16 protein-coding genes and 1 pseudogene are annotated in these 23804 nt (G+C 38.4%); 12 read left to right on the top strand and 5 right to left on the bottom strand.

The genetic code is table 11. From position 1 onward, the window contains the following. Window positions 1-81: 81 nt before the first annotated feature. Complete coding sequence (dnaJ, locus tag P20652_RS03715; protein ID WP_008171315.1) at window positions 82-1221, bottom strand: molecular chaperone DnaJ; 1140 nt, start codon at window positions 1219-1221, stop codon at window positions 82-84. A gap of 202 nt (window positions 1222-1423) precedes the next feature. Further along, window positions 1424-3337 (bottom strand): molecular chaperone DnaK, encoded by a 1914-nt coding sequence (gene dnaK / locus P20652_RS03710; protein ID WP_008171317.1) that lies wholly within the window; start codon window positions 3335-3337, stop codon window positions 1424-1426. A 238-nt stretch (window positions 3338-3575) separates the two neighbouring features. Between dnaK and P20652_RS03705 the strand changes: the two genes are divergently transcribed. The 5 genes from P20652_RS03705 (at window position 3576) to P20652_RS03685 (ending at window position 9849) form a co-directional block, all read left to right on the top strand. Next, on the top strand, window positions 3576-4391 hold the full coding sequence (locus P20652_RS03705) for a thioesterase family protein (protein WP_008171319.1): 816 nt from the start codon (window positions 3576-3578) through the stop codon (window positions 4389-4391). A 184-nt stretch (window positions 4392-4575) separates the two neighbouring features. Beyond that, window positions 4576-5742, top strand: a complete 1167-nt coding sequence (locus P20652_RS03700) for a paraquat-inducible protein A (RefSeq protein WP_237707147.1) — start codon at window positions 4576-4578, stop codon at window positions 5740-5742. Further along, window positions 5739-7394, top strand: a complete 1656-nt coding sequence (gene pqiB / locus P20652_RS03695) for an intermembrane transport protein PqiB (protein WP_008171323.1) — start codon at window positions 5739-5741, stop codon at window positions 7392-7394. Before P20652_RS03700 ends, pqiB begins: the two co-directional genes overlap by 4 nt. Continuing rightward, window positions 7394-8002: a PqiC family protein gene (locus tag P20652_RS03690; RefSeq protein WP_008171324.1), complete on the top strand. Its 609-nt coding sequence runs from the start codon at window positions 7394-7396 to the stop codon at window positions 8000-8002. The genes pqiB and P20652_RS03690 overlap by 1 nt, the downstream gene beginning before the upstream one ends. A gap of 464 nt (window positions 8003-8466) precedes the next feature. Beyond that, the gene (locus P20652_RS03685; RefSeq protein ID WP_008171328.1) at window positions 8467-9849 is read left to right on the top strand and encodes a Na+/H+ antiporter NhaC family protein; all 1383 of its coding nucleotides are present in this window, start codon (window positions 8467-8469) and stop codon (window positions 9847-9849) included. Between the two features lie 87 nt (window positions 9850-9936). Here P20652_RS03685 and P20652_RS03680 read toward each other — a convergent pair whose 3' ends face one another. Next, the gene (locus P20652_RS03680; RefSeq protein ID WP_008171330.1) at window positions 9937-12819 is read right to left on the bottom strand and encodes an insulinase family protein; all 2883 of its coding nucleotides are present in this window, start codon (window positions 12817-12819) and stop codon (window positions 9937-9939) included. Window positions 12820-13055: 236 nt separating this feature from the next. Here P20652_RS03680 and P20652_RS03675 point away from each other — a divergent pair, with 236 nt between their 5' ends. Further along, window positions 13056-13472 carry an MAPEG family protein gene (locus P20652_RS03675; protein ID WP_008171332.1) on the top strand — a complete coding sequence of 139 codons (417 nt, stop codon included), beginning with the start codon at window positions 13056-13058 and terminating at the stop codon, window positions 13470-13472. A gap of 64 nt (window positions 13473-13536) precedes the next feature. Here the strand turns inward: P20652_RS03675 and P20652_RS03670 are convergent, their stop codons facing one another. Next, entirely contained in the window at window positions 13537-14277 is a 741-nt protein-coding gene (locus P20652_RS03670; RefSeq protein WP_008171334.1) for a peptidylprolyl isomerase, read from the bottom strand. 249 nt (window positions 14278-14526) lie between these two features. On the opposite strand from P20652_RS03670, the gene P20652_RS03665 reads away from it, so the two are divergent. The 4 genes and pseudogenes from P20652_RS03665 to P20652_RS03650 all read left to right on the top strand — a co-directional run bounded on the left by P20652_RS03665 (window position 14527) and on the right by P20652_RS03650 (window position 21206). After that, the gene (locus P20652_RS03665) at window positions 14527-14712 is read left to right on the top strand and encodes a hypothetical protein (RefSeq protein WP_008171336.1); all 186 of its coding nucleotides are present in this window, start codon (window positions 14527-14529) and stop codon (window positions 14710-14712) included. A gap of 87 nt (window positions 14713-14799) precedes the next feature. Next, a pseudogene (ushA, locus tag P20652_RS03660) lies at window positions 14800-16432 on the top strand (bifunctional UDP-sugar hydrolase/5'-nucleotidase UshA). 401 nt (window positions 16433-16833) lie between these two features. After that, the gene (locus P20652_RS03655; protein ID WP_008171341.1) at window positions 16834-17673 is read left to right on the top strand and encodes a S1/P1 nuclease; all 840 of its coding nucleotides are present in this window, start codon (window positions 16834-16836) and stop codon (window positions 17671-17673) included. A gap of 413 nt (window positions 17674-18086) precedes the next feature. Next, on the top strand, window positions 18087-21206 hold the full coding sequence (locus tag P20652_RS03650; protein ID WP_008171343.1) for a TonB-dependent receptor: 3120 nt from the start codon (window positions 18087-18089) through the stop codon (window positions 21204-21206). A gap of 51 nt (window positions 21207-21257) precedes the next feature. Here P20652_RS03650 and P20652_RS03645 read toward each other — a convergent pair whose 3' ends face one another. Continuing rightward, the gene (locus tag P20652_RS03645) at window positions 21258-21689 is read right to left on the bottom strand and encodes a MarR family winged helix-turn-helix transcriptional regulator (RefSeq protein ID WP_008171345.1); all 432 of its coding nucleotides are present in this window, start codon (window positions 21687-21689) and stop codon (window positions 21258-21260) included. A 151-nt stretch (window positions 21690-21840) separates the two neighbouring features. Here P20652_RS03645 and hmgA point away from each other — a divergent pair, with 151 nt between their 5' ends. Beyond that, window positions 21841-23142, top strand: coding sequence for a homogentisate 1,2-dioxygenase (gene hmgA, locus P20652_RS03640; RefSeq protein ID WP_008171346.1), 1302 nt, complete (start codon window positions 21841-21843; stop codon window positions 23140-23142). Between the two features lie 2 nt (window positions 23143-23144). Beyond that, window positions 23145-23774 (top strand): maleylacetoacetate isomerase, encoded by a 630-nt coding sequence (maiA, locus tag P20652_RS03635; protein WP_008171348.1) that lies wholly within the window; start codon window positions 23145-23147, stop codon window positions 23772-23774. Window positions 23775-23804: the final 30 nt, after the last annotated feature.

Consider the following 23804-nt stretch of genomic DNA (forward strand, 5'->3'; position numbering starts at 1 on the left):
TTATTCACAGTAACAAAAATTAAGTTTAAAGCAAAAAAAACGACGCTAAAAGCGTCGTTTTTTGTTTATAATAATTTAAATTTATTTAGTTAAATCATCAAAAAACTTTTTAACACCGTCAAAAAAGCCTTGCTCTTTTGGACGGTTTTTAGAGCTATCTGTGCCCATGCTTTCATCTAACTCTTGAAGTAGTTCACGTTGACGCTCATTTAAATTAACCGGCGTTTCGATTACTACTTTACAAATTAGATCGCCTTGGGCACCACTGCGTACAGATTTAACACCTTTGCCACGCATACGGAACATTTTGCCCGTTTGAGTTTCAGATGGTATTTTAAGTTTTGCACGACCATCAAGTGTTGGCACCTGAATTTCGCCACCAAGGCCTGCTGTAGTAAAGCTAATTGGTACTTCACAGTATAAATTATTTGCTTCACGTACAAATATTTCATGTTCGCGAACCGATACTTGCACGTACAAGTCGCCAGATGGCGCGCCGTGCATTCCGGCTTCACCTTCACCAGTTAAGCGGATACGGTCTCCAGTATCAACGCCAGCTGGAATTTTAACTGAAAGCGTTTTAGTTTTTTCTACTCGGCCTTGACCATGACATTTGTTACAAGGATCTGAAATAATCTGACCTTGTCCCTGACACGTTGGACACGTTTGCTGAACAGCAAAGAAACCTTGACGCATTTGTACTTGGCCAGCACCATGACACGTAGTACATGTTTTAGGTTTAGAACCTGCTTTAGCACCACTGCCATCGCACGGCTCACAACCCACCCATGTTGGTACTTTAATTTCAACTTCTTTACCACGAACCGCTTCTTCTAAGCTCAAGTCCATGTTGTAACGTAAGTCAGAACCACGTTGTTGACGAGATTGACGTCGACCACCGCCGCCACCAAAAATATCGCCAAATACGTCACCAAATACATCACCAAAATCGCCATGACCGCCACCAAAGCCGCCATGACCACCGCCACCGCCTTGCTCAAATGCCGCGTGACCATGCTGGTCATACATTTGGCGTTTTTGAGGATCGGTTAAGATTTCGTAAGCTTCTTTAACTTCTTTAAATTTTATTTCGAGATCTTTATCGCCTGCGGTACGATCTGGATGATATTTCATCGCTAAGCGTTTATACGCTTTTTTTATGTCTCGCTCACTCGCATCTTTGCTTACGCCGAGGGCTTCGTAATAATCGCGTTTTGACATATCTATCACACTACTCTTTTCTGTTTACAGCGTAAGCTGCAGGATAAATCGATAAATCGCATCGATTTATCATTGAATTTTTAAACCTTGAATACATGCAAAAGGCGCGACAAGCTATTGCTCGCGCGCCTCAATTGTTCATCCTAACCTAAACACCTAACTGAGTTAAGTGTTTTTGGCTAGCGAGAAGCGGTAGCAACAATTACTTGTCGTCTTTCACTTCTTCGAACTCTGCATCAACAACGTCGTCGTCTTGCTTAGTTGACTGTTGTTCGCCTGCGTCTGCTGAACCTTGCTGTGCTTTCGCTTGAGCAATTTCCATTAGTTTTTGAGACTTTTCAGCAAGAGCTTGAGTTTTAGCTTCAATCTCTTCTTTGTTGTCGCTCTTAATTGCAGCTTCTAAATCTACAACAGCAGCTTCAATTGCTTCTTTGTCTTCGTTTGGTAATGCATCGCCAGCTTCTTCAATTTGCTTACGTGTACCGTGAACTAAAGCGTCAGCTTGGTTACGAGCAGCTACAAGTTCTTCAAACTTTTTATCGTCTTCAGCATGTGCTTCTGCATCACGAACCATCGCTTCAATCTCGTCATCGCTTAAGCCTGAAGATGCTTGAATTGTGATTTTTTGCTCTTTACCTGTATCTTTATCTTTCGCAGATACATGTAAGATACCATCGGCATCAACATCGAATGTTACTTCGATTTGCGGTGTACCACGTTGTGCTGGGCGAATACCTTCTAGGTTAAATTGACCTAGAGATTTATTGTCGCTTGAACGTTTACGCTCACCTTGTAACACGTGAATTGTTACAGCAGATTGGTTATCTTCAGCTGTTGAGAATGTTTGCGATTTCTTAGTAGGAATCGTCGTGTTTTTCTCAATCAATGCAGTCATTACTGAACCCATTGTCTCAATACCTAGAGATAATGGAGAAACGTCTAGTAATAGTACATCTTTAACGTCACCAGCAAGTACACCACCTTGAATCGCTGCGCCTACGGCTACTGCTTCATCAGGGTTAACATCTTTACGAGGCTCTTTACCGAAGAACTCTGCAACGATTTTTTGTACTAAAGGCATACGTGTTTGACCACCAACAAGAATAATGTCGTTGATGTCGCTTACTGATAAATCAGCATCAGCAAGTGCACGTTTAAGTGGCTCAATTGTTTTAGTTACTAAATCTTCAACTAGTGACTCAAGCTTAGCACGTGTTAGTTTCACGTTCATGTGCTTAGGACCAGATGCATCGGCAGTTACATACGGAAGGTTTACTTCTGTAGACTGTGCAGATGAAAGTTCAATTTTTGCTTTCTCAGCAGCTTCTTTAACACGTTGCATTGCAAGTGGATCATTTTTAAGGTCTAAGCCTTGATCTTTCTTGAATTCAGCTACTAAGTAGTTGATTACGCGGTTATCGAAATCTTCACCACCTAAGTGAGTGTCGCCGTTTGTAGCAAGTACTTCAAAAGTGTGCTCGCCTTCAACTTCATCAATTTCAATGATTGATAAATCGAAAGTACCGCCACCTAAGTCATATACTGCAACCACGTTTTCGCCACGGTTTTTATCCATACCGTAAGCAAGTGCCGCAGCCGTTGGCTCATTGATAATACGTTTAACTTCAAGACCCGCAATACGACCAGCATCTTTCGTAGCTTGACGTTGTGAATCGTTAAAGTATGCAGGTACTGTGATTACGGCTTCAGTTACTTCTTCACCTAAGAAGTCTTCAGCTGTTTTCTTCATTTTTTTCAGTACTTCAGCAGAAATTTGTGGTGCAGCGCGTTTTTCGCCGCCCGCTTCTACCCATGCATCGCCGTTATCAGCTTTAACAATTTTAAACGGCATGATGCCGATATCACGTTGTACTTCTTCGTCTTCAAAACGACGACCAATTAAACGCTTAATTGCAAATAATGTGTTTGTCGGGTTAGTAACCGCTTGACGCTTAGCAGATTGACCTACTAATGTTTCGCCGTCTTGCGTGTAAGCAATTATAGACGGGGTTGTGCGATCGCCTTCCGCGTTTTCAATAACACGTGCTTTGCCACCATCAAGTACTGCAACACAAGAGTTTGTAGTACCTAAATCTATTCCAATAATTTTACCCATGAAATTTCTCCAACTTCAATATTCGTTAAACGTTCGATGACTAGTTAATAGGGTTGCTCCAAACTTATTTCAACTGTAAAAATGAAAAAAATTCATTTTTTATGATTTATTTACAAAATAACCCTAATATTTGTAAGGAATGACGGTTTTTGCATTGCCAGAGGTGCTTTTAATTACTGGTCTGACTAGTTGGGTTATGTTATAAATTTATTAAATCGCACTATAAAAGGACATCTTCATGCATTTTGAGCAACTACTTCAACAAGCGGAAAAAATTGGTCAAGTCGAAAATACAGAACAATTAACTAGTACAATGCAATTTCCAAAAAATTGGTGCCAAGGCAGAACAGCCTTTGGTGGACTTTCGGCTGCACTATTATATCAAGCAATCAGAAGTAAGGTAACGGATGATCGTCGCCTACTTTCACTCAGCACTAATTTTGTCGGGCCGTTACTAGCTGATACTCCTTTCTCTTTATCAATTGAAATACTGCGACAAGGGAAAAGCAGCACGCAGGTACTCGCTAAAGCAATTCAAAATGAGCAAGTTTGCGTTATTGTACAAGCGTGTTTTGCTAAAGGTAGAGAGTCGGGTATTCATGTGCCTGTTTCAAAGTCTTTGAGTTTAAAGCAGGTAGACGAGCGACATACATTACCTTTTATAAAAGACCAAATGCCTGAGTTTTTTCAACATATTGATTTATGCCCACAGCAAGGGGGTATGCCATTTAGTAGTGCAGAAACCTCTCATTTAGGTGGCTGGATGCGCTTTAAGCACACCCCAGAGCAAATAACTGAAGCCCATGTGATTGCATTGACAGATGCATGGCCGCCAACACTTTTACAAATGTTTAAACAGCCTGCTCCTGCAAGTAGCATGTCGTGGTATTTAGAGTTTGTGCAAGAGCCAAACTTAACACCTGGCGAATGGCTTGGTTTTGAAGCAATCACTCATCATTCAAAAGATGGTTACGGTTTAGAAGATGGCTGTATATGGTCACAATCCGGTGAGCTAATAGCGCTTACACGCCAAACAGTGGCGTTATTTGACTAAAAGTACTAAAGCCAAACAATATTAAAATGTTTGGCTTTTAAAGGCTTATTCGCTGTTCGCGTTGTATTAATGCATTAAATATTGCAAAATTGGACAAACATTTTTCTTGCTTGGTATTAAATTGCAAACTGTCTGCCCCTGCTGCGATCTGATCATAGATATACCTCGCATAATCGCAAAACAAATGGCGATATGCCCACATTGTCACCATAAACTTTGCGAAGCCGATGTGAATCACGACAGTCGTATAGTTGCACTCAGCTTTAGCGCGCTACTAATGCTGCTGAGCAGTATGTTTTATCCTTTTTTATCATTTAGCAGTAGTGGCATTACGCAAACAATTACTCTGCCCGATGCTGCACGAATTTTATTTAATCACGATAGCGAATTACTCGGGTTTTTTATTGATTTAAGCATCATTGCTTTGCCTATGAGCTTACTTCTTATTTTAATTCCTCTGCACCTTGGGGTATTAAAAACGTTGCCCGAGGGCATTGCAAGGCGACTATTAAAATTCACGCTTGCGTTAGAGCCATGGATTATGTCGGAAATATTTTTAATCGGCGTACTCGTCAGTATGGTAAAAATAATGTCACTGGCTGATATTAGCTTTGGCACAAGTTTTTGGGCTTATGTAGGGTTTGTTATTTTATACATAGCAGCGCTTGTTCACTTAAACCGCCCGCGCTTATGGGCTCAAATAAAGCCAGTAAAAATACTCGAAGGCGCACAGCATGCAAAACGCGCAATAGATGAAAATATCAAAGCATGTCATGTTTGCCATCAACTATGCACTAGCCATATTTGCCAGCGTTGTCATACTAAAACACATGTAAGAAAACCACATAGCGTACAAAAAGCAGCAGCTTGGCTAATAACCTCTGTTGTTTGTTATATCCCCGCTAATATATTACCTATTATGCACACCACGAGCTTAGGAGATGAAACGCCTTCTACTTTAATTGGTGGTGTAATTACACTTTGGAACGGTGGCTCCTACCCTATTGCAGCTATTATATTTTTAGCCAGTGTTGTTGTGCCACTTGCCAAAGCCTTTGTATTGATCTTTTTATGCATTATGGTTTCAAGGCCTGCAAACAGTCACACAAAAAGTTACACACGAATTTATCAACTTACTGAGTTTATTGGCAAATGGTCAATGATAGACGTATTTGTGGTCGCCATCTTAGTTGCCCTAATACAGTTGGGTAATTTAATGTCAGTAACGCCAGGATTAGGCATTGTATTTTTTACAGTTATGGTAATATGCCAAATGATGGCTGCCCACGCCTTTGATCCGCGATTATTGTGGGATTCACCTAAAAACAAAACTTCAGAGACTAAAGAATGACCGAAACAGCCGAAATAACAAAAGAACCCAGAATTTCAGCTATCTGGATCATTCCGGCCATTGCACTACTGATGGGTGTATGGATGCTGTATCAGTATCTGTCAAATAAAGGTCCCACTATTTTTATAGAAATGCCACAAGCTGAAGGTATTATTGCAGGTAAAACAGAAATAAAAGTTCGCAGTGTAAAAATAGGTCAAATTGATCACATTCGTTTATCCGATTCTCAAGACAGTGTTATTGCCCGAGCGCAAATAGATAAAAACTATAATCATTTATTAACTGATGATGCAAAAATCTGGGTCGTTAAACCACGCATTGATGAAACCGGTATTAGCGGAATGAGTACACTGCTATCAGGTGTCTATTTAGAATTTTCTCCTGGTGAGAGTAAAGAGCTAAAAGAGCGTTTTGAGTTACAAGATGAACCGGCTCTTATCGGTAAAGATGTCGAGGGTGGCCGTTTTAAATTAATGAGTTACAACGCTGAAGTACTTGATGTTAGCACTGGCATATTTTTTAAAAACTATAAAATAGGTCAAGTAGAAACAGCTACTTTCGATTGGAAAAACCAAGCAATGAAGTATGGTGTTTTTATTAAAGAGCCTTATCAAAATCTCATAACTATGAACTCAATTTTTTGGGTAAATGCAGGTATTGAAATAGACCTATCTGCCGATGGCATTAATATAAACACAGGCTCTTTAAGCAAGCTTTTAAAAGGTGGTATTTCAGTTGGTTTTCCTGAGCAACAAGCGCCAGGTGAAATAGCAAAAGATGGACATGGCTTTTCATTAAGCCAGAGCTATAAAGAAGCGTTAGAAGAGCGTTTTTATGATTTTGACTATTACCTTATAGAATTTGAGCAATCGGTTCGCGGACTTCGCACGGGTGCACCTGTGGAATATAGGGGTATGCGCGTAGGTACTGTTGTTGAAACCCCTGCCAATGTAATTGTTGACGGTAAACCAGCCCACTTTAGAAATCACAATACAGCGGTTCCAGTGCTTATAAAAGTAGAATACGGACGTTTGTATCATGACAGTGCCTCAGCTAAAGAATATTGGCAAGGTAGCCTAAAGGGCTGGATTGAAAGTGGTATGCGCGCCTCGTTAAAGCCTGGTAATTTATTAACGGGTGCTGTGTATGTAGATTTTGATATATACCCAGATGCACCGCAAGCACACCTAGGTAAACTTGTGCAGTATGATGTTTTTCCGAGTATTTCTAGCGGTATAACTGTATTAGCAGATCAAGTCTCTGATGTACTTAATAAAGTAAACAACTTAAAAGTTGAAGATAGCTTAGAGCAAATGCAAGCCACATTTACCGATTATCGAGCGCTTGCTAATGAAATGAGAGAGCTGCTAAGCCAAAAAGATACACAAAATTTACCGGGTGACTTTAACCGTAATTTCGAAAAGATGACAAAAAGCATGGAGCAGTTTGAAGTCACTATGCGCCAATTTGATAAAACCATGGCCAGTTACCAAGCAGGCTCAGAACTTCATCATCAAATACAGCAAACATTAAAAGAGTTTAAACGTTTAAGTGAGGGCCTTCAGCCTCTAACTCGCGGATTAAACGAGCAACCTAACATGCTAATTTTTGATAAGTCATTACCAGCCGACCCAAAACCAAGGAAGCAATAATGAAATCGTTTTTTTTAACTGCAAGTTTATTATTACTATTGGCAGGTTGTAGTTCATCAATACAAACTGCCACACAGTATTATCAGTTTGAGCAGCCTATAGGTGCATCGTCTCGAAATGTAGCAGACACAGATGCGCAATTAAGAGTACAAACCGTTGTACTCAGAGGTGCTTTAAATAATTTGGGCATTGCTATGAAAATAGACAGCAACCAAATTCATGCTGCAAATTACAACCTGTGGGGCGAATCGCCGGATGTAATGCTCACTGCAACAGCCCAGCAAACACTTTTTAATGCTATGCCCAACTGGATGGTAATAAAAGGCTTACCGGTCATTACTGAACTCGATCAACAAACGTTTTATGAGCTTGAATACGAGATTCAGCACTTTAATGGCGATATGGGAGGTAACGCTGATATTTCTGGGCTTTGGCGTTTATATTACACACACCCTGAAACAGGCCGACGTCTTATAAGTATTCATAATTTTTCAAACCTAGTACCTATAGATGATGACGGCTATGACGGTCTGGTTTCGACACTTGAAGCAACATGGCTAAATATAAACCTAAATGTTGCAAAACAAATAGAACAAGCAAGACTTTAATCATTAAGTGACAATATAATCACGGCGGTTTTAACATCAATTACCGTCGAATCTTACTTTTTGCTGCTTCTTCAATAATTTTTTAAGTTGATGAATGGCATCTCTTTACATCAAGGAATTAGCGCTACAAAGCACTCAATTAAACCGCCTCTAATAAAACTTTATCAAACATGTAAATTTTTGTTGACTGAAATTAAAAAGCGGATTATTTTTGCGCCGATGTTTTTACAGGCACAACAATAGCGGTTTGCACTCCTTGCACCGTCTGGCGCCAAAGCCAACGCGTTTCACTTAAACAGCTATTTAACATAACTTTTTATGTGTCCCTCCCACGCGTACAAAAGCAGTGACTTGGAAGATGATTTAACGACAAACTTATCATCTTCTTTGTTTTTGTATAAGCAGTTTAAAAATTAATACTTTTTTAATTTTTAAACTATGCTTTTAATTTTGTGAATACTTAAATGCTTGAACCTTCTGCGTTAAGTTTACTTCCACCATTAGTGGTGGTTGTATTGGCTGTTGTATTACGCCGCCCTATTTTATCTTTACTTATTGGTGCTTTAGTTGGTTTAGTTATAGCCGATCCTGCACAGGTACTTACTAACTTTGCGAGTACATCGCTAAAAGTGATGACAGACGAAACCATCGGCTGGCTAATACTTGTATGTGGTGGTTTTGGCGCACTTATCGCGCTATTAGTGCGTACAGGTGGCGCGTCTGCTTTTGGCAAACTAGCTCTTAAGTACACCAAAGGTAAGCGTTCATCTTTGTTTATGACTTTTTGCTTAGGTGTGGTTATCTTTATTGATGACTACTTAAATGCGCTTACTGTGGGTGAAACCATGAAACGCATTACCGACAAATTTAAAGTTAGTCGTGAAATGCTAGCTTACGTTGTTGACTCAACTGCTGCACCAATTTGTGTGCTTGTTCCTTTATCTACCTGGGCGGTATTTTTTGGTGGCTTACTCGTAGATAACGGTATTGCTGAAGAAGGCAAAGGTATTGCGGTTTATATTCAAGCTATTCCGTATATGTTTTATGCGTGGTTTGCAGTGCTTGTTGTTTTACTTGTTGTGTTGGGTGTTATTCCTGCTATTGGTCCAATGAAAAAAGCAGAACAAATGGCGCAAATTGAGCAAGCTCAAGTTGATCCAGCCCAATACAATGACGTTCAAACAGCAGATGAATATGCAGTAAAAGCAGTAGAAGAAAGCTTTGAAGATGCCGACCCTAAAGGTAAATTACGTAACTTTTTAGTGCCGATTATTTTACTGGTTGCATTTACTGTTTACTTTGAAATAGACGTATACAAAGGCTTATTAGCAACAATGGCGGTCACTCTCCCGTTTTATGCATTACAAAAATTAATGAGCGTAAGTGAAATGATTGAACGCATGCTTGATGGCTTTAAAAGTATGATTCCCGCTATTGGTACTGTTATAGCAGCGTTTATATTTAAAGATGTATGCGACCTAATTGGTTTGCCTCAGTTTGTTATTGGTAGCTTAAGCCCTTATATGACCGCTGCATATTTACCAGCCGTGGTATTTATTTCAATGGCTATTTTAGCGTTTGCAACAGGGTCTAGCTGGGGTATTTTTGCTGTATCAATTCCGATTGTTATGCCACTGGCAAATGCAGTTGATGCAAACATACCATTGGTCATTGGTGCGCTATTATCGGCTTCTTCTTTTGGTAGCCAAGCATGTTTTTACTCAGATTCAACCGTACTCGCAGCGCAAGGTTCTGGTTGTAATTTAATGAGCCATGCCGTTACACAATTGCCATATACACTGATTGCTGCGGCATTAGCTGTTATAGGCTTTTTAGTAATGGCTTAAGCTTTAGTAATGACTTAATTAGCTTAATAAATAAAAACCCCAATGTAGTAATACATTGGGGTTTATTTTTAGCTACATAAATAAAGCTTATTTTTGTAGTTTAATACCATTGTAATAGGCATCAAGCGTCGTGATTTTAGTTTGGTTTGGTAAATCGGCAAAGTCACTTTTTATAAACTTAGTACCGCGTAATTGCACATTTAAACGTGCGGCATTAGGATTAAGCATTGTTTGCTTGTAGTAATCTTTTATATCTGCAAGCGTTACTTTTTCAACTTCATCAATCAGCTTTTGCTTAGAATCAAAGGTAAAGTTTTCACGGTACCAATCGTTTATAAGTGGGCTCATTTCGTCACTCAAGTTTTTAGGCTGCTCTTTAAGTGATACAAGAGTAGAGTTTTTAAGCTGCTCAAACGTCTCTTCGCTCATGTTATCAAGTTCAACTGCGTATTCTTTTTTAAACTTATCAAACCTGGCTTGTATTTCTTTAGGACCTTTAACCGGTGTTTGAATATACAAACCAATTGCAGAGTAATCCTCGATTGGGCGAGCTAATGCACCTACTGCGTATGCAAGTTGCTCCTCAGTACGCATTTTATCAAACGCAACTGTTCTAAAGTGACTTTGTAATACAGCTGCTGCTGCTTTTTGTTTATAGCCTGCAACTGGGTGGACCGTCATATCAACTACAGCTACATCAGCTACATCAATATCTTTTTGCAGTACCAACGTTTCGCCCGGTTGTGGCAACCATGCTTTGCTTTGCGCAAATTCACTGCGCTTATGATTACTTGGTAATGTTGCACTTAACTCTTGTGCAATCGCGTCTATATCTTGCTGATTGTAGTTACCGTAACTAAATACGCGTAAATCGTTTTGTACAAACGTAGCGGTTTTTAATTGTGCTAAGTCGGCAACACTCACTGAGTCAGCCGCTTTAATAAGCGCGTCTGTATCAAAGCCACCTGTACGCGTTAGTTTTGAATACTCGCCAAATGCTTGTGCATACGGAAACTGTTTTTGTTGGTTTAGTAAATTACGTTTAAAGCGATCTACTGCTTGGCTAAATGCTTGTGCTGTTTCATCGGCTTTTAATCCGCTTAAGGCTTGTTTAAGCAATACGTCTTGCTTATCTGTAAAACCACTCATAGATAAAACAAGACCATTACTCGGTGCTAAGCTTACGCTCATACCAGCGATTGCTGCTTCGGTACTTAACTGACTTTGTTGAATATTGTACAAATCAGCCCAAACAGAATAAAGGACTTCAGCTTTAATATCGTTCAAACCTGGTTGAGTATTTATATAAACTTCGACAAGCCCTTTTGGCTGCTCTGCAAACTTTTGACTTGCTTGGCGCCATACTTTTACACCATTTTTATCGTAAGCAAGCTCAGGGTGTTTTTGCTCTTTAAATGCTTGAGTTTTTATCGCGAAATTTTCAGGCAATAAATTGTTTACAGTCGGTAATGCTAGCTTGAACTCGCTTGGTATTTTCCAGCTGGCAATTTCATCATCGCTAATATCACTAATGCGGTATTTGCCGTCGTAAAAGTGTAGTTGCGAGTCAGTTTCTTCTTGCTGTGATACATACCAAATACGAAGAGTATCGGCATTTAACTGCTCAAGTACATTGTTTACCGCGTCAGCGTCAAATTTTGCATAATAATATGGCGCATTAATAGCGTGATTTAACGGATAGTCTTGCATGCTTTGTGTAAGCGAGCTTACATAATTAAACTCATCACCTTTTTCTAAAAACTTAAACTGGTTGTTTAGTGATGTACGAATTTCGTTGAAGTACTTACTATCAACCCCTTCGTTTTTAATTAAGTCGATGTACTGCATAATAGTCGCGACTATTTCGTCACGATTTTTCATGCCTTCATCTGTAAGTTCTGCATTTACATTTAATGACCCGTAGTTACCATATTGATTTGGTGCAGCTGAAGCTGACAACTGAGATACCCACCCTTTGTCACGAAGCAGTTGCGCTGGGCTACCCTGCATTTCATTACTTAGTAGATACGCTACAAATCGGTTTGGTTTAAGCGCAAATTCGCTATTATTATTAGCAATGGTGAAATCAAGTTGCAGCTGTTTTACATCTTCATTTGGTGCATAAAACACGCGTTTTCCGCCAGCGTTATCAAAATCAAGTTTTGCAGTCACTGTAGGTTTTTCGATGTTTTTATTTTTTATATCAGCAAAGTATTTTTGCGCTTTTTGCTCCATTTCAGCAATAGGTAAATTAGAAATAAGCGCTACTTTCATAATATTTGAAGAATAATATTTATTATAAAAATCAACCGTTTCTTTATGAAGTGAACTATTTTCTTTGTCACCAAGTGTTTCTAGATTACCAATTAAAAAGCGATTAGCGGGATGTTCGCCCATCATTTTACGCGCGAGTTTAAATTGACCAAAAAAGTCCATTTCACGACGCATTGACCACTCTGCGTTTACTGCATTTTTTTCTTTATCTGTGTACTCAGGGTATAACTTAGGCGCTTTGAAAAAGTCAGCAAAACGGTCTAGCCCTTCATCAAACGCGTCATTATTAATTTTAAACATGTAATTAGTAATATCAAGCCACGTATAGGCATTATGCGCGCCACCATTTTTGGTCATAAAATCAGAATACCCTTTTGTGTCTGGGTAACGATCGGTGCCTAAAAACAGCATGTGCTCTAAGTAGTGAGCCATACCTTGTTGCGACATCGGGTCGTGTAGTAAACCAACACCGACGCTTAGTGCCGCTGCTGATTTTTCAGCGCTCGGATCAGACACTAAAATAACTTCAATGTCGTTTGCCAATTTAAGTGTTTTATATTCGCGGTTATCGTTAGGGCTTACAACTAACGTATCTGATAATACAGAAACCTGAGGCGCGACAGAAACCGAAGCAGTATTTGAACAACCACTTAAAACTGCAAGTGCAATAGCACTAAAACCAATAATCTTTTTCATTTTTTTTCCATTAAAAAGTATTGCGCAAAAGAGCGTGCGCCAATTCAAAGCAATATAGTTACGCTAAACTAACATTTTCAATTAATAACTTTCTACAAAATAACGCTATTTTGTGTAACACATTGTGAAAAATGTCTTCATAATCGGCTATTAGTTGCGAGTCTGCCAACCTTCGAGATTAAAAATCATTCAATATCAAAAGATACACAAAATCTAAATAATAATAAGGAAAAACAATGGAAAAAATCATCATACTTGCCATGTTTGCACAAGTTACGCTTTCACTGATTGTCATGCTCATTATGGGTAAAAGGCGATTTGCAGCAGCTAAAAACAAACAACTAGATTTGAGCGATTTTAAAACAATGCAATTAGATAAAGCTGGCGATTCTATTAGGGTTGCAGATAGAAACTTTTCAAATCAGTTTGAAATACCTGTGCTTTTTTACGCAGGGTGCTTACTTGCACTACAACTAAATAGTGCCAGTTCGCTTGTAGCTATACTGGCCTGTTTATTTGTAGCAACACGTATTGTGCATAGTGTTATTCATTTAGGTGAAAATAACGTACGCGCACGTTTTAACGTGTTTTTACTAGGTTGTGTTTGTGTGTTTTCAATTTGGCTTACGATGGTTTGGCGAGTATTATTTTAAACAGCAAAGTTTAATAATAATGTGGGCGGCTGGTTTACGCCATCCACATTACTGTTAATTTTAATTATTTAGCACGTTTTAAACGAGGAACCGCAAGTAAAAAAGCACCTAAAAGCCAAATTAACCCACCGCCAGAACTGCTACCTGAGTCTGTTGATGAGTTAGAATCAATTCGCGTATTTTCAATAACAGTAAGACCTGCCGCTGAATTAGGATCATCATCCATTATCGCCACATTTTGAATAGTCACTAAATTAGCATTGCTAATTGTTACATCAGTACTTGCACATTGCTCAGCAGTAATACCAACCACAGGTGTTTCACCACAGTGTACTAACGCTGCAATTTTATCTAACGTTGATTGGCTTGCTGCCGTAATTTGTCCAAACACAGTAAAGCCACCGTTTTGCGTATCAAGTGCAGCACTGTTATCTGTGATATTAAAAAACCACTGGCTTGTTGCACTATCAGCATCACCCGATAGTTTAGCCATCGCAATGGTGCCCTTAACATTAGAAAAAACAGGTTCATTTTCTACAGCAGGCTTTGTAGTAATCGCATCTAGCGAGTCAGAAAATGTAAATCCCCCCCCTTGAATAACAAAGTTACTAACAGAGCGGTGGATCACTGTTTCGTTATATGAATCGTCTTGAACGTAACTTAAAAAATTTGCGACTGTTTTAGGTGTTTGTTGATCGAATAAGTTAATTTCTATTGTACCTTGGCTGGTGTTCATTTCGACAATAGTGGCAGCACTTGTAAAGCTTGCTGCAGCGAGTACTGAGCCAAGTAAAATTTTTTTCATGGTGTATTCCTGTTGTTATAGTTTTTAGATAATTATTTTATCCGTTAGCACATTAATGCCATCGGCGATTAAAATCGATTCTAAAGTGCGAGTTGGTACAATTAAGACCGTATTAATAACAAATTAATTACATATACCATTATTTATATTCTTTTTTGCTATATAAATCTAATTATTTTAAATTAAATCATCTTAAAAGTGTGGCAACTTTTTGTTAAATTTAAAAAACACAAACAACAGGAACTAACAATGCCACACACTAAACAAACAATTTGCGACTTTGGTTTACACAAAGGCGAACCATACACAAAACTACCAGCAAGCTTTTTAACGTGGATGATAGGTACTAACCATAATAAGCGGGAATATGCGGATGCAGAGTTAAAGCGCCGCGAACGTGCTGCCACAAATCGATTAACTGTACCTTCTAAATAAAATGTCAATAAGTACGTTTTTTTAGCATAAAACTAGTTTAAACTACCCGCTTGATAAATTAAGTAGACCTTAATCCATAGGTATTTTATGCGTATAATTATTTTATTTTCGATTATTTTTAGTGTACTTGGATGCACATCTCCTGCTCCTGAATCTGTTTCTAGCGGTACTCCTACTAAATATTTAACTGTTCTTCATACTAATGATAACCACGGCCGTTTTTGGCAAAACGAAAAAGGCGAATACGGTATGGCCGCTCGCAAAACGTTAATTGACTCTTTACGTAATGAAGCCCAAAAGCAAGGTCATGCAGTATTACTACTCTCTGGTGGTGACATTAATACCGGTATTCCGGAGTCAGATTTACAAAAAGCGGAACCTGATTTTAAAGGTATGTCGTTAATTGGTTACGATGCAATGGCATTAGGTAACCATGAATTCGATAACCCTATTGATGTATTGAAGCAACAGCAAAAATGGGTGAACTTCCCTTTTTTATCTGCCAATATATTTGAAAAAGAATCAGGCGAACACGCGTTTGATAGCTATAAAATATTCAAAAAGAATGGCTTAACTATTGCTGTTATAGGTTTAACAACAACAGACACAGCTAAAATTGGTAACCCACAATATATTGGCCATTTAGAGTTTAAAGATCCGGTTCACGTTACCGCTAAATTAACAAAAAGAATTAAAGCTCAATACAATCCAGATATTACTATTGCACTTACGCATATGGGCCATTTTGTAGATGCTAAATTTGGTATAAATGCGCCAGGTGATGTAACGCTTGCTCGCTTACTTCCTGCAAACACGCTTGATATGATCATTGGTGGCCACTCACAAGAACCTGTGTGTATGAGTGATACAAATGTAAATGACGATAACTTTAAACCTGGCCTTGCTTGTAAACCCGATCAGCAAAACGGTACTTACATTATGCAAGCCCATGAATGGGGTAAGTATGTTGGTAAAGCAGAGTTTAAGCTTGAAGACGGAAAATTAACGTTACTAGAGTACAAACTTATGCCTGTTAATTTGTATGTAGATAAAGTTCAAGCTGATGGCTCTACTAAAGAAGTATTAGCAAACGAGTACATTAAACCAGACCCTAAACTTGAATCTTATTTAGCGGTATACCAAGCTAAAGGCGCTAAACAAATTGAAGGTACCATTGGTAAAGTAGATGCTCGCTTAGAAGGTGACAGAAACAAAGTTCGCTACCAACAAACAAATCTTGCTCGCGTAATTATTCAAGCTCAAATGGATGTAGTAGGTGCAGACTTTGGACTAATAAGTGGTGGTGGTATTCGAAGCTCAATAGAAGCTGGTGAAGTGAGCTATAAAGATATTTTAAAAGTACATCCTTTTAAAAACCGTATTACCTATATTGATTGGCAAGGCAGTGATTTATGGGATTATTTAAATACAGTAACGAGCTTCCCACCGGATGCTGGCGCTTATTTGCAATACCATAAATTATCGTTTGAGCGTAAAAATAACCAGTTGCTTAATGTAGTAATTAATGGTCAGCCGCTTGATAAAAATAAAACGTATAGAATGAGCCTAAATAGCTACAATGCCTCTGGAGGTGATGGTTATCCTGAACTTACAAATAAAAAAGGCTTTGTTAGTACCGACGAAACAGATGCCCAGGCACTTCAAGACTTTATATCAAAAAAACAGTCCACTTAAAACAGCAGAGTTTACGCCTAAGTAAACCCTATCAATAAAAAATCTTCAGCCTCTTTTTGTGGTGAACTCATTACAGATAATGAATTAGTTCACCACAACATTCACTTAAAGTGCAATTACAATAGAAAAATGAAGCCCTGCTTTACTTGCACTTAGTTGACACCAAAGCCAAATTAAGCAACATCCTGTGTTACAAAGTACGTTTAAAACATAAAGTAAACGTTATAAAAAAAGACTACGGTATGCCTGAATATTGTCACTTATTACTTTTTAAAAACGATGCGAAAAACCGTAACCCACTGACTTATAATAACTATAAACAAAAAACCATGAATTTAATTAACTCCTTTCCATTAATCGCAAAAGTAAGGATAATCGATTGCATAAGTTATAATAGCAAAATAAAAATTAACTTAGGAAGTGCTAATGCATAACAATTTCAAGCTCACAATAACTTCAGCATTATTAATTAGTGCCATTTTTACAAGTAGTGATGCGTACGCATGGGGTCAAAATGGTCATCGTATTATAGGTAAAATAGCCGAGACACATTTAAACGAAACAACAAAAACAACAATATTACCGCTTCTAAAGGGTGAATCGCTTGCTCAAATATCAACATGGCCAGATGAAATGCGCTCTGACCCTGGTGTATTTTGGCAAAAAAATTCATCTCGCTGGCATTATATTAATGCCGCACCAGGCCAACCTTTAAGCCTTAATCACTCCCATACAAAGACCAAAGAATCGGTAAGTAATATTCTTGAAGGTATCCATTATTCAATGCAAACATTGACTGACGATAAGAGTTCTTTAAGCGATAAACAATTTAGTTTACGTTTTTTAGTTCATTTAGTAGGTGACAGTCATCAACCATTTCATGCTGGTCGAAGTGAAGACCGAGGCGGTAACAGCATAAAAGTAGCGTTCTTTAAACAAGATACAAACCTTCATAGCCTCTGGGATACAAAACTGATTGAAAACCAAAATTTATCGTATACCGAATTTGCTCAATTTATAGATACAAATAATAGTGAATTAATTGCCGAATATTTACAAAGCACGCCAACAACGTGGTTAGAGGAATCGCGTAACTTAGCTAATAAAATTTATGAATCAACAACCGAAGAAGTGAGTTATAGCTACGTTTTTGAAAATACCCCAATTGTAAAAAAACGCCTTCAACAAGCAGGAATTCGCTTAGCGGGATTGCTAAATACTTTATTTGATCCCTCTGCAAATGAATTAAAACTGCACTTAAAATGACGACTAACAAACAAAGTACGATTAAAGTTAATCTTTACCCTTAAAATTTAGCATGAACAATAATTTTGGCCTTGGCTTAATTATTTTAAAAGTGTAGTTATGGCTGATATTTAATCTTAAACACGATACAAATTTTGCAATCCGTTTTTGTATTTGACCTTATAATTTCACATTTTTGTCATATAGCTAACGTAACATATGCTCCTGTTATAGAGTTATTACTCAAGAAAACATGTAAATAGACAATAATCGTACTATTTATTAAAAAATATTGCAGTTGTATTTTATTTGTAACGAATAAATGAGGTACACTAGCAGCGGATTTTAAATAAGATGAACCTTGAATGTTTATTTTATGCAAAATTTAAAATAAAAATATAAAAATTTAATGATTAACTACACGGGAAAATTAAATGAAAACTCAATTACGCAAAACAGCTCTTTCACTTGCTATTGCAGCATGTGTTGGTGTAAGTGGCGCTGCAATGGCTAACGAAACGACCTCTGCAATTAAAGGTCAAGTAATGGGTCCTAATGGCAACCCAGCAGCTGGTACAAAAGTAACAATTTTACATGTGCCTTCTGGATCAGTAAAAACAACTGAAGTAAATGACGCTGGTTATTTCACAGCTAAAGGCCTGCGTGTTGGCGGTCCTTATAAAGTAATTGTTGATTCTGATGTATATGCAGACCAAGAATTCAATAACATTATTCTTAATATTGGTAACGACTACCCAGTAAACGTTTCACTTGAATCACAATCAAGCATGGAACAAATTGTGGTTTCTGGCGCGCCAATTAGCTCTATGTCTGGTGGTACTGGTCCTGCGTCTACATTTACGCTAACTGATCTTGAAAATACGCCAGCTATTAACCGTGATTTAAAAGACATTATTCGTATCGATCCGCGTATCACAATTGATGATAGCCGTGGTTCAATTAACTGTGGTGGTGGTAACCCTCGCTACAACAGCTTAACGCTAGACGGCGTTCGTATGAACGATAACTTCGGCTTAAGCTCAAATGGTTACCCTACTATTCGCGCCCCTTTCTCTTTTGATTCAATTGAACAAGTTTCAGCTGAACTTGCACCATTTGACGTTCAATACGGTGGTTTTACATCGTGTAACATCAACGCAGTAACTAAATCTGGTGGCAATGATGTTCATGGCGCTGTTTTCTACGATTACACTAGCGACTCTTTCAAGGGTGATAAAATTGAAGGTGATGACGTTGATAACGGTAACTATACTGAAAAACGTTACGGCTTCAACGTAGGTCTTCCACTAATTGAAGATAAACTATTTTTATTCACTTCATATGAAAAACTTGAAGGTGTTCAACAATTTAACTACGATGGTTTAAGCAGTGGCAGTGTAACTGCTGATGATATCTCGCGTATCACAAGCATTGCTCAAACTGTATATGGTTACGATGTAGGCGGAATGCCTTCAAGTATGCCTGTTGAAGATGAAAAAATCTTAGTTAAACTAGATTGGAATATCAACGAAGATCACCGTGCAAACTTAATCTACAACTACAACGATGGTAATACTGTTTCACAGTCTGATACTGGTTCTAGCCGTGTATCACTATCTAATCACTTTTATAACCAAAGTGCGGAATTCACTTCAATCATTGCATCTGTTTACTCTGATTGGTCAGATGACTTCTCTACTGAAGTTCGTTTAGGTAAATCTGAGCTAGATGCAACAGTACAATCATTAGATGCTGCAAGTAGCTTTGGTGAAATGCAAATTCGTACCGAAGATGGTGGTACAGTTTATATTGGTCCAGATGACTCACGCCAATCAAATGACTTAGATTACGATACTACAACGTTTAAAGTAGCAGGTACTTACTACCTTGACCAGCATACGATTACGGCAGGTTACGAGTTTGAAGAGTTGGATGTATTTAACTTATTCGTTCAGCACACTGAAGGTGAATATCGTTTTAACAATATCAATGATTTTGAAAACGGTATTGCAAGTGCTATATTCTACAACAATGCGGCAGCTACGAATGATCCAAATGATGCTGCTGCGAGCTTCTCATATGCTCAGCATACATTTTACGTGCAAGACGAGTATTCATTCACTGATTTAGATGCAAACATAACGTTTGGATTACGCTACGATAAATACACTAGTGATGACGTACCTAACTTAAATCAAAACTTTACTGACCGCTATGGCTACAGTAACCAAAGTACATTTGATGGTATTGATTTAATTCAACCACGTGTTGGCTTCCAATGGTACGCTACAGACGCACTTGAAGTTCGTGCAGGCGTTGGCTTGTTCTCAGGTGGTAACCCTAACGTTTGGCTATCTAACTCTTACTCAAACGACGGCATTACTAATATTAGCGCAAATCAGTTTGGTGCTATCGATTTATTCGCAACACCTAATGTTAATAATGGTACTCCTGGATTTGAAATACCTCAGTCTCAATTTGATAAAGTAGCTGGCACAGTAATCGGCTCAGGTGATTCAACTGCAAATGCTGTTGACCCAGATTTCGAAATTCCTTCAGAGTGGAAATATTCACTTGGTGCGACATATACGACAGAAGACGAATATGTAATTTCTTTAGATTACTTATACTCGAAGAAAAAAGATGCTGCATTAATGCGTGACATCGCACTTCAAGATTCTGGCGAAACTACATTTGATGGCCGCCCTCTTTACGAATCAATTGAAGGTCGTTCTAACGAATACTTACTAACAAATGTGAGCGGTGATAGCGGTGATTCATCTGTTATTTCATTAGCGGTTAGCAAGATGTTTGATAATGGTGTAAGCGTTAACTTTGGTTATGCATACACAGATTCTGATGATGTTAACCCAATGACTAGCTCTGTAGCTGGTTCTAACTACGGTAACATTGCCCTAACAAATCCGGGTAACCCAGGTGTTGCTTCATCTGATTACGAAATTCCACATCGCTTTACTATGACTCTTGGTTATAGCCATGAGTTTGTTGATGGATTTGCTACTCGCTTTAACCTATTCGGTGAAGCATATAAAGGCTTACCTTACAGCTACACGTTTGATGATAGTGATGATACCTTCGGTGACAACAACTGGAATGGCAACCGCCAACTATTGTATGTTCCACTTGAAAACGATCCTAACGTTGTTTACAACATGAGTGCTGCTGATATCAATGAATTCAATGAATTTATTGCCTCTGAAGGCTTAAAACGTGGTGAAATTTCAGGTCGTAACGCAGAAAACTCTGATTGGTTTGTTAAGTTTAACTTTAAGTTAACACAAGAGCTTCCTGGTTTTATGGACGGACATAAAGGTGAAGCGTTCTTCGTAATTGATAACCTTACAAATCTATTAAACGATGATTGGGGCGTACTTAAGAAAGGTCCTTTCGTAGGTGCTAGCATGATTTCAACATCACTTGATGATCAAGGTCGCTACGTTTACTCTGACTTTAATGCAAACAATGCAAATACATCAGTACAAACTGATGCATCTGTATGGCAAATGCGTGTAGGCGTTCGTTACACTTTCTAATTTAGAACTGTAACCTAAAACATCTTTTAAAAGCCCACTTTGTGGGCTTTTTTATGCCTTTAATTTATTATTTAACTTTTCAAAAATACTCACTAACACTTCGTATTCTTCGTTAGTTAAAGTGCTCAGTAATTGTTTTTCCCAATTCAGCGCATCGGGCGTTATATTTTCATATAAGCTTTGCCCTGCTTGGCTCAGCACAAGTAATGCTGCGCGTTTGTCTTGTGCATTTAACTCACTTCTCACTAAACCTTTATCAATTAATACTTTTATCGCGCGTGAAACGGTCGATTTATCCATATTTGCTTGCGTGCATAAATCCTTTGCGTTGCTTTGACCATACTGCGCTAAATTAGCAAGTATTCGCCACTGGGGAATATTTAAACCGTACTTAGTTTGATAAACCTTGGCAAAGTCGTTACTTACACGTGTTGCTACATTGGTTAATTGATAAGGTAAGAATGTTGCTAAATCAATTTTCATTTTTGGTTATCCCAGCTTTATAAGGTTTACTTTGGTGTTCATTAATATTTACGCAGGTGCGTAGTTGCATATTTGATATTAGTCTCACTTGAGAGTATCTTAACTGAAATAAAAATTATATTAAACCAACCCCCTCTCACAGGAGTCAGTAATGGCAGAACAGTTAAGTTATATGACCGGTTTTGGTAATGAATTTGAAACACAAGCGCTACCTGGTGCATTGCCAATAGGACAATTTAGCCCACAAAAGGTTAAATACGATTTATACACCGAGCAATTTAGTTCTACTGCATTTACGGCTCCTCGCGCTTCAAATCGCCGCACTTGGTTTTACCGCATTCGCCCGTCTGTAGTGCAAGGTGATTACCAAGCAATTGATAATGGCCTAATAAGAACAGCCCCAATCACTGAAGCCATAACGCCACCAACAATGCTACGTTGGAACCCTATTGATATACCTTCACAGCCTACTGATTTTATTGATGGGTTAGTAACGATGGCAGCTAATGGCAGTGCTAATGGGCAATCTGGTATTGGCATTCATGTATATGTCGCTAATCAGTCAATGCAAGGACGTTATTTTTGCAATGCCGATGGCGAAATGTTGTTTGTCCCTCAGCAAGGTGAGTTATTAATTCACACCGAGTGCGGTAAGTTAAGCATTAAACCAGGTGAAATTGCTGTAATTCCCAGAGGAATTAAGTTCTCTGTGGATTTAATTGACGATACAGCCCGTGGTTATATTTGTGAAAATTATGGCCATGCGTTAGAGCTTGCAGAGCGAGGACCTGTTGGTGCCAACGGTTATGCCAACGACAGAGACTTTCAATACCCTGTAGCTGCCTTTGAAGATAAAGAAGGTGACTTTGAACTTGTTTCTAAATTCAACGGTAATTTATTTAGCTGTGAAATAAAGCACTCTCCTTTTGATGTAGTTGCATGGACAGGTAATAGTGCGCCCTATAAATACAACTTATCGCGTTTTAATGTAATGAATACAGTGAGCTTTGATCACCCTGACCCGTCTATATTCACTGTGCTAACCTCTCCTTCTGCTACTGAGGGTACGGCAAATGTCGATTTTGTGATATTTCCACCGCGTTGGATGGTAGCCGAAAATACATTTCGCCCGCCGTATTATCACCGCAATATTATGAGCGAATTTATGGGCTTGATTGAGGGTGTGTATGATGCAAAAGAGCATGGTTTTGTACCTGGTGGCGCAAGTTTACACAATTGTATGTCGCCACATGGACCTGAAGCCGACGTATTTGAAAAAGCCTCAAACGCTGAGCTTACACCACAAAAATACGAAAACACATTGGCCTTTATGTTTGAGTCGCGCTATATAATTTCACCGACAAAATATGCATTAGAAGGTAAAGAGCGCCAACCAAATTACACCGATTGCTGGCGTACTATTAAAAAACAATTTACAGGTTCACAGGATTAATTATGAAATTATACAGCTACTTTCGCTCATCAGCGGCTTATAGAGTGCGTATAGCGCTTAACTTAAAAGCAATCGATCATGAACTTGCTATTGTTAACCTTTTAAAATCGGAGCAACTTGGGGAAGAATACTTAGCGACTAATCCTCAAGGGTTACTACCGGCACTTGAAACCGATGATGGTGTTTTAGCACAATCGCTTGCAATACTGGAATGGCTAGATGAAACATATCCGCAATCGCCATTAATTAAAGGAACTGCGTGGCAAAAAGCACAAATAAGAAATTTAAGCTTTGCAATAGCGTGTGATATTCATCCTGTTAATAATTTACGCGTGCTGAAGTATTTATCGAACGAATTAGGTGTTGATGACGAGGCTAAAAATAAATGGTATCGACATTGGATAGAAGTGGGTTTTGAAAAAATAGAACTGATGCTAAACGAAAATGATGACTACTGTTTTGGTAACCAACCAACACTTGCTGACATTTGTTTAGTGCCGCAAGTATTTAACGCAATTCGTTTTAACGTAGATATGAGCGCTTATCCAAAAATTGCAGCTATTTACGAACACTGTAATAAATTAGCTGCATTTAATGATGCTGCACCGCAAAATCAACCCGATGCAAATTAAGCTAGTTTAGTAACTAACCAAAGTTCAGGT

Origin of the sequence: Pseudoalteromonas sp. BSi20652 (assembly GCF_000239855.1) — a bacterium.
Taxonomy (GTDB): domain Bacteria; phylum Pseudomonadota; class Gammaproteobacteria; order Enterobacterales; family Alteromonadaceae; genus Pseudoalteromonas.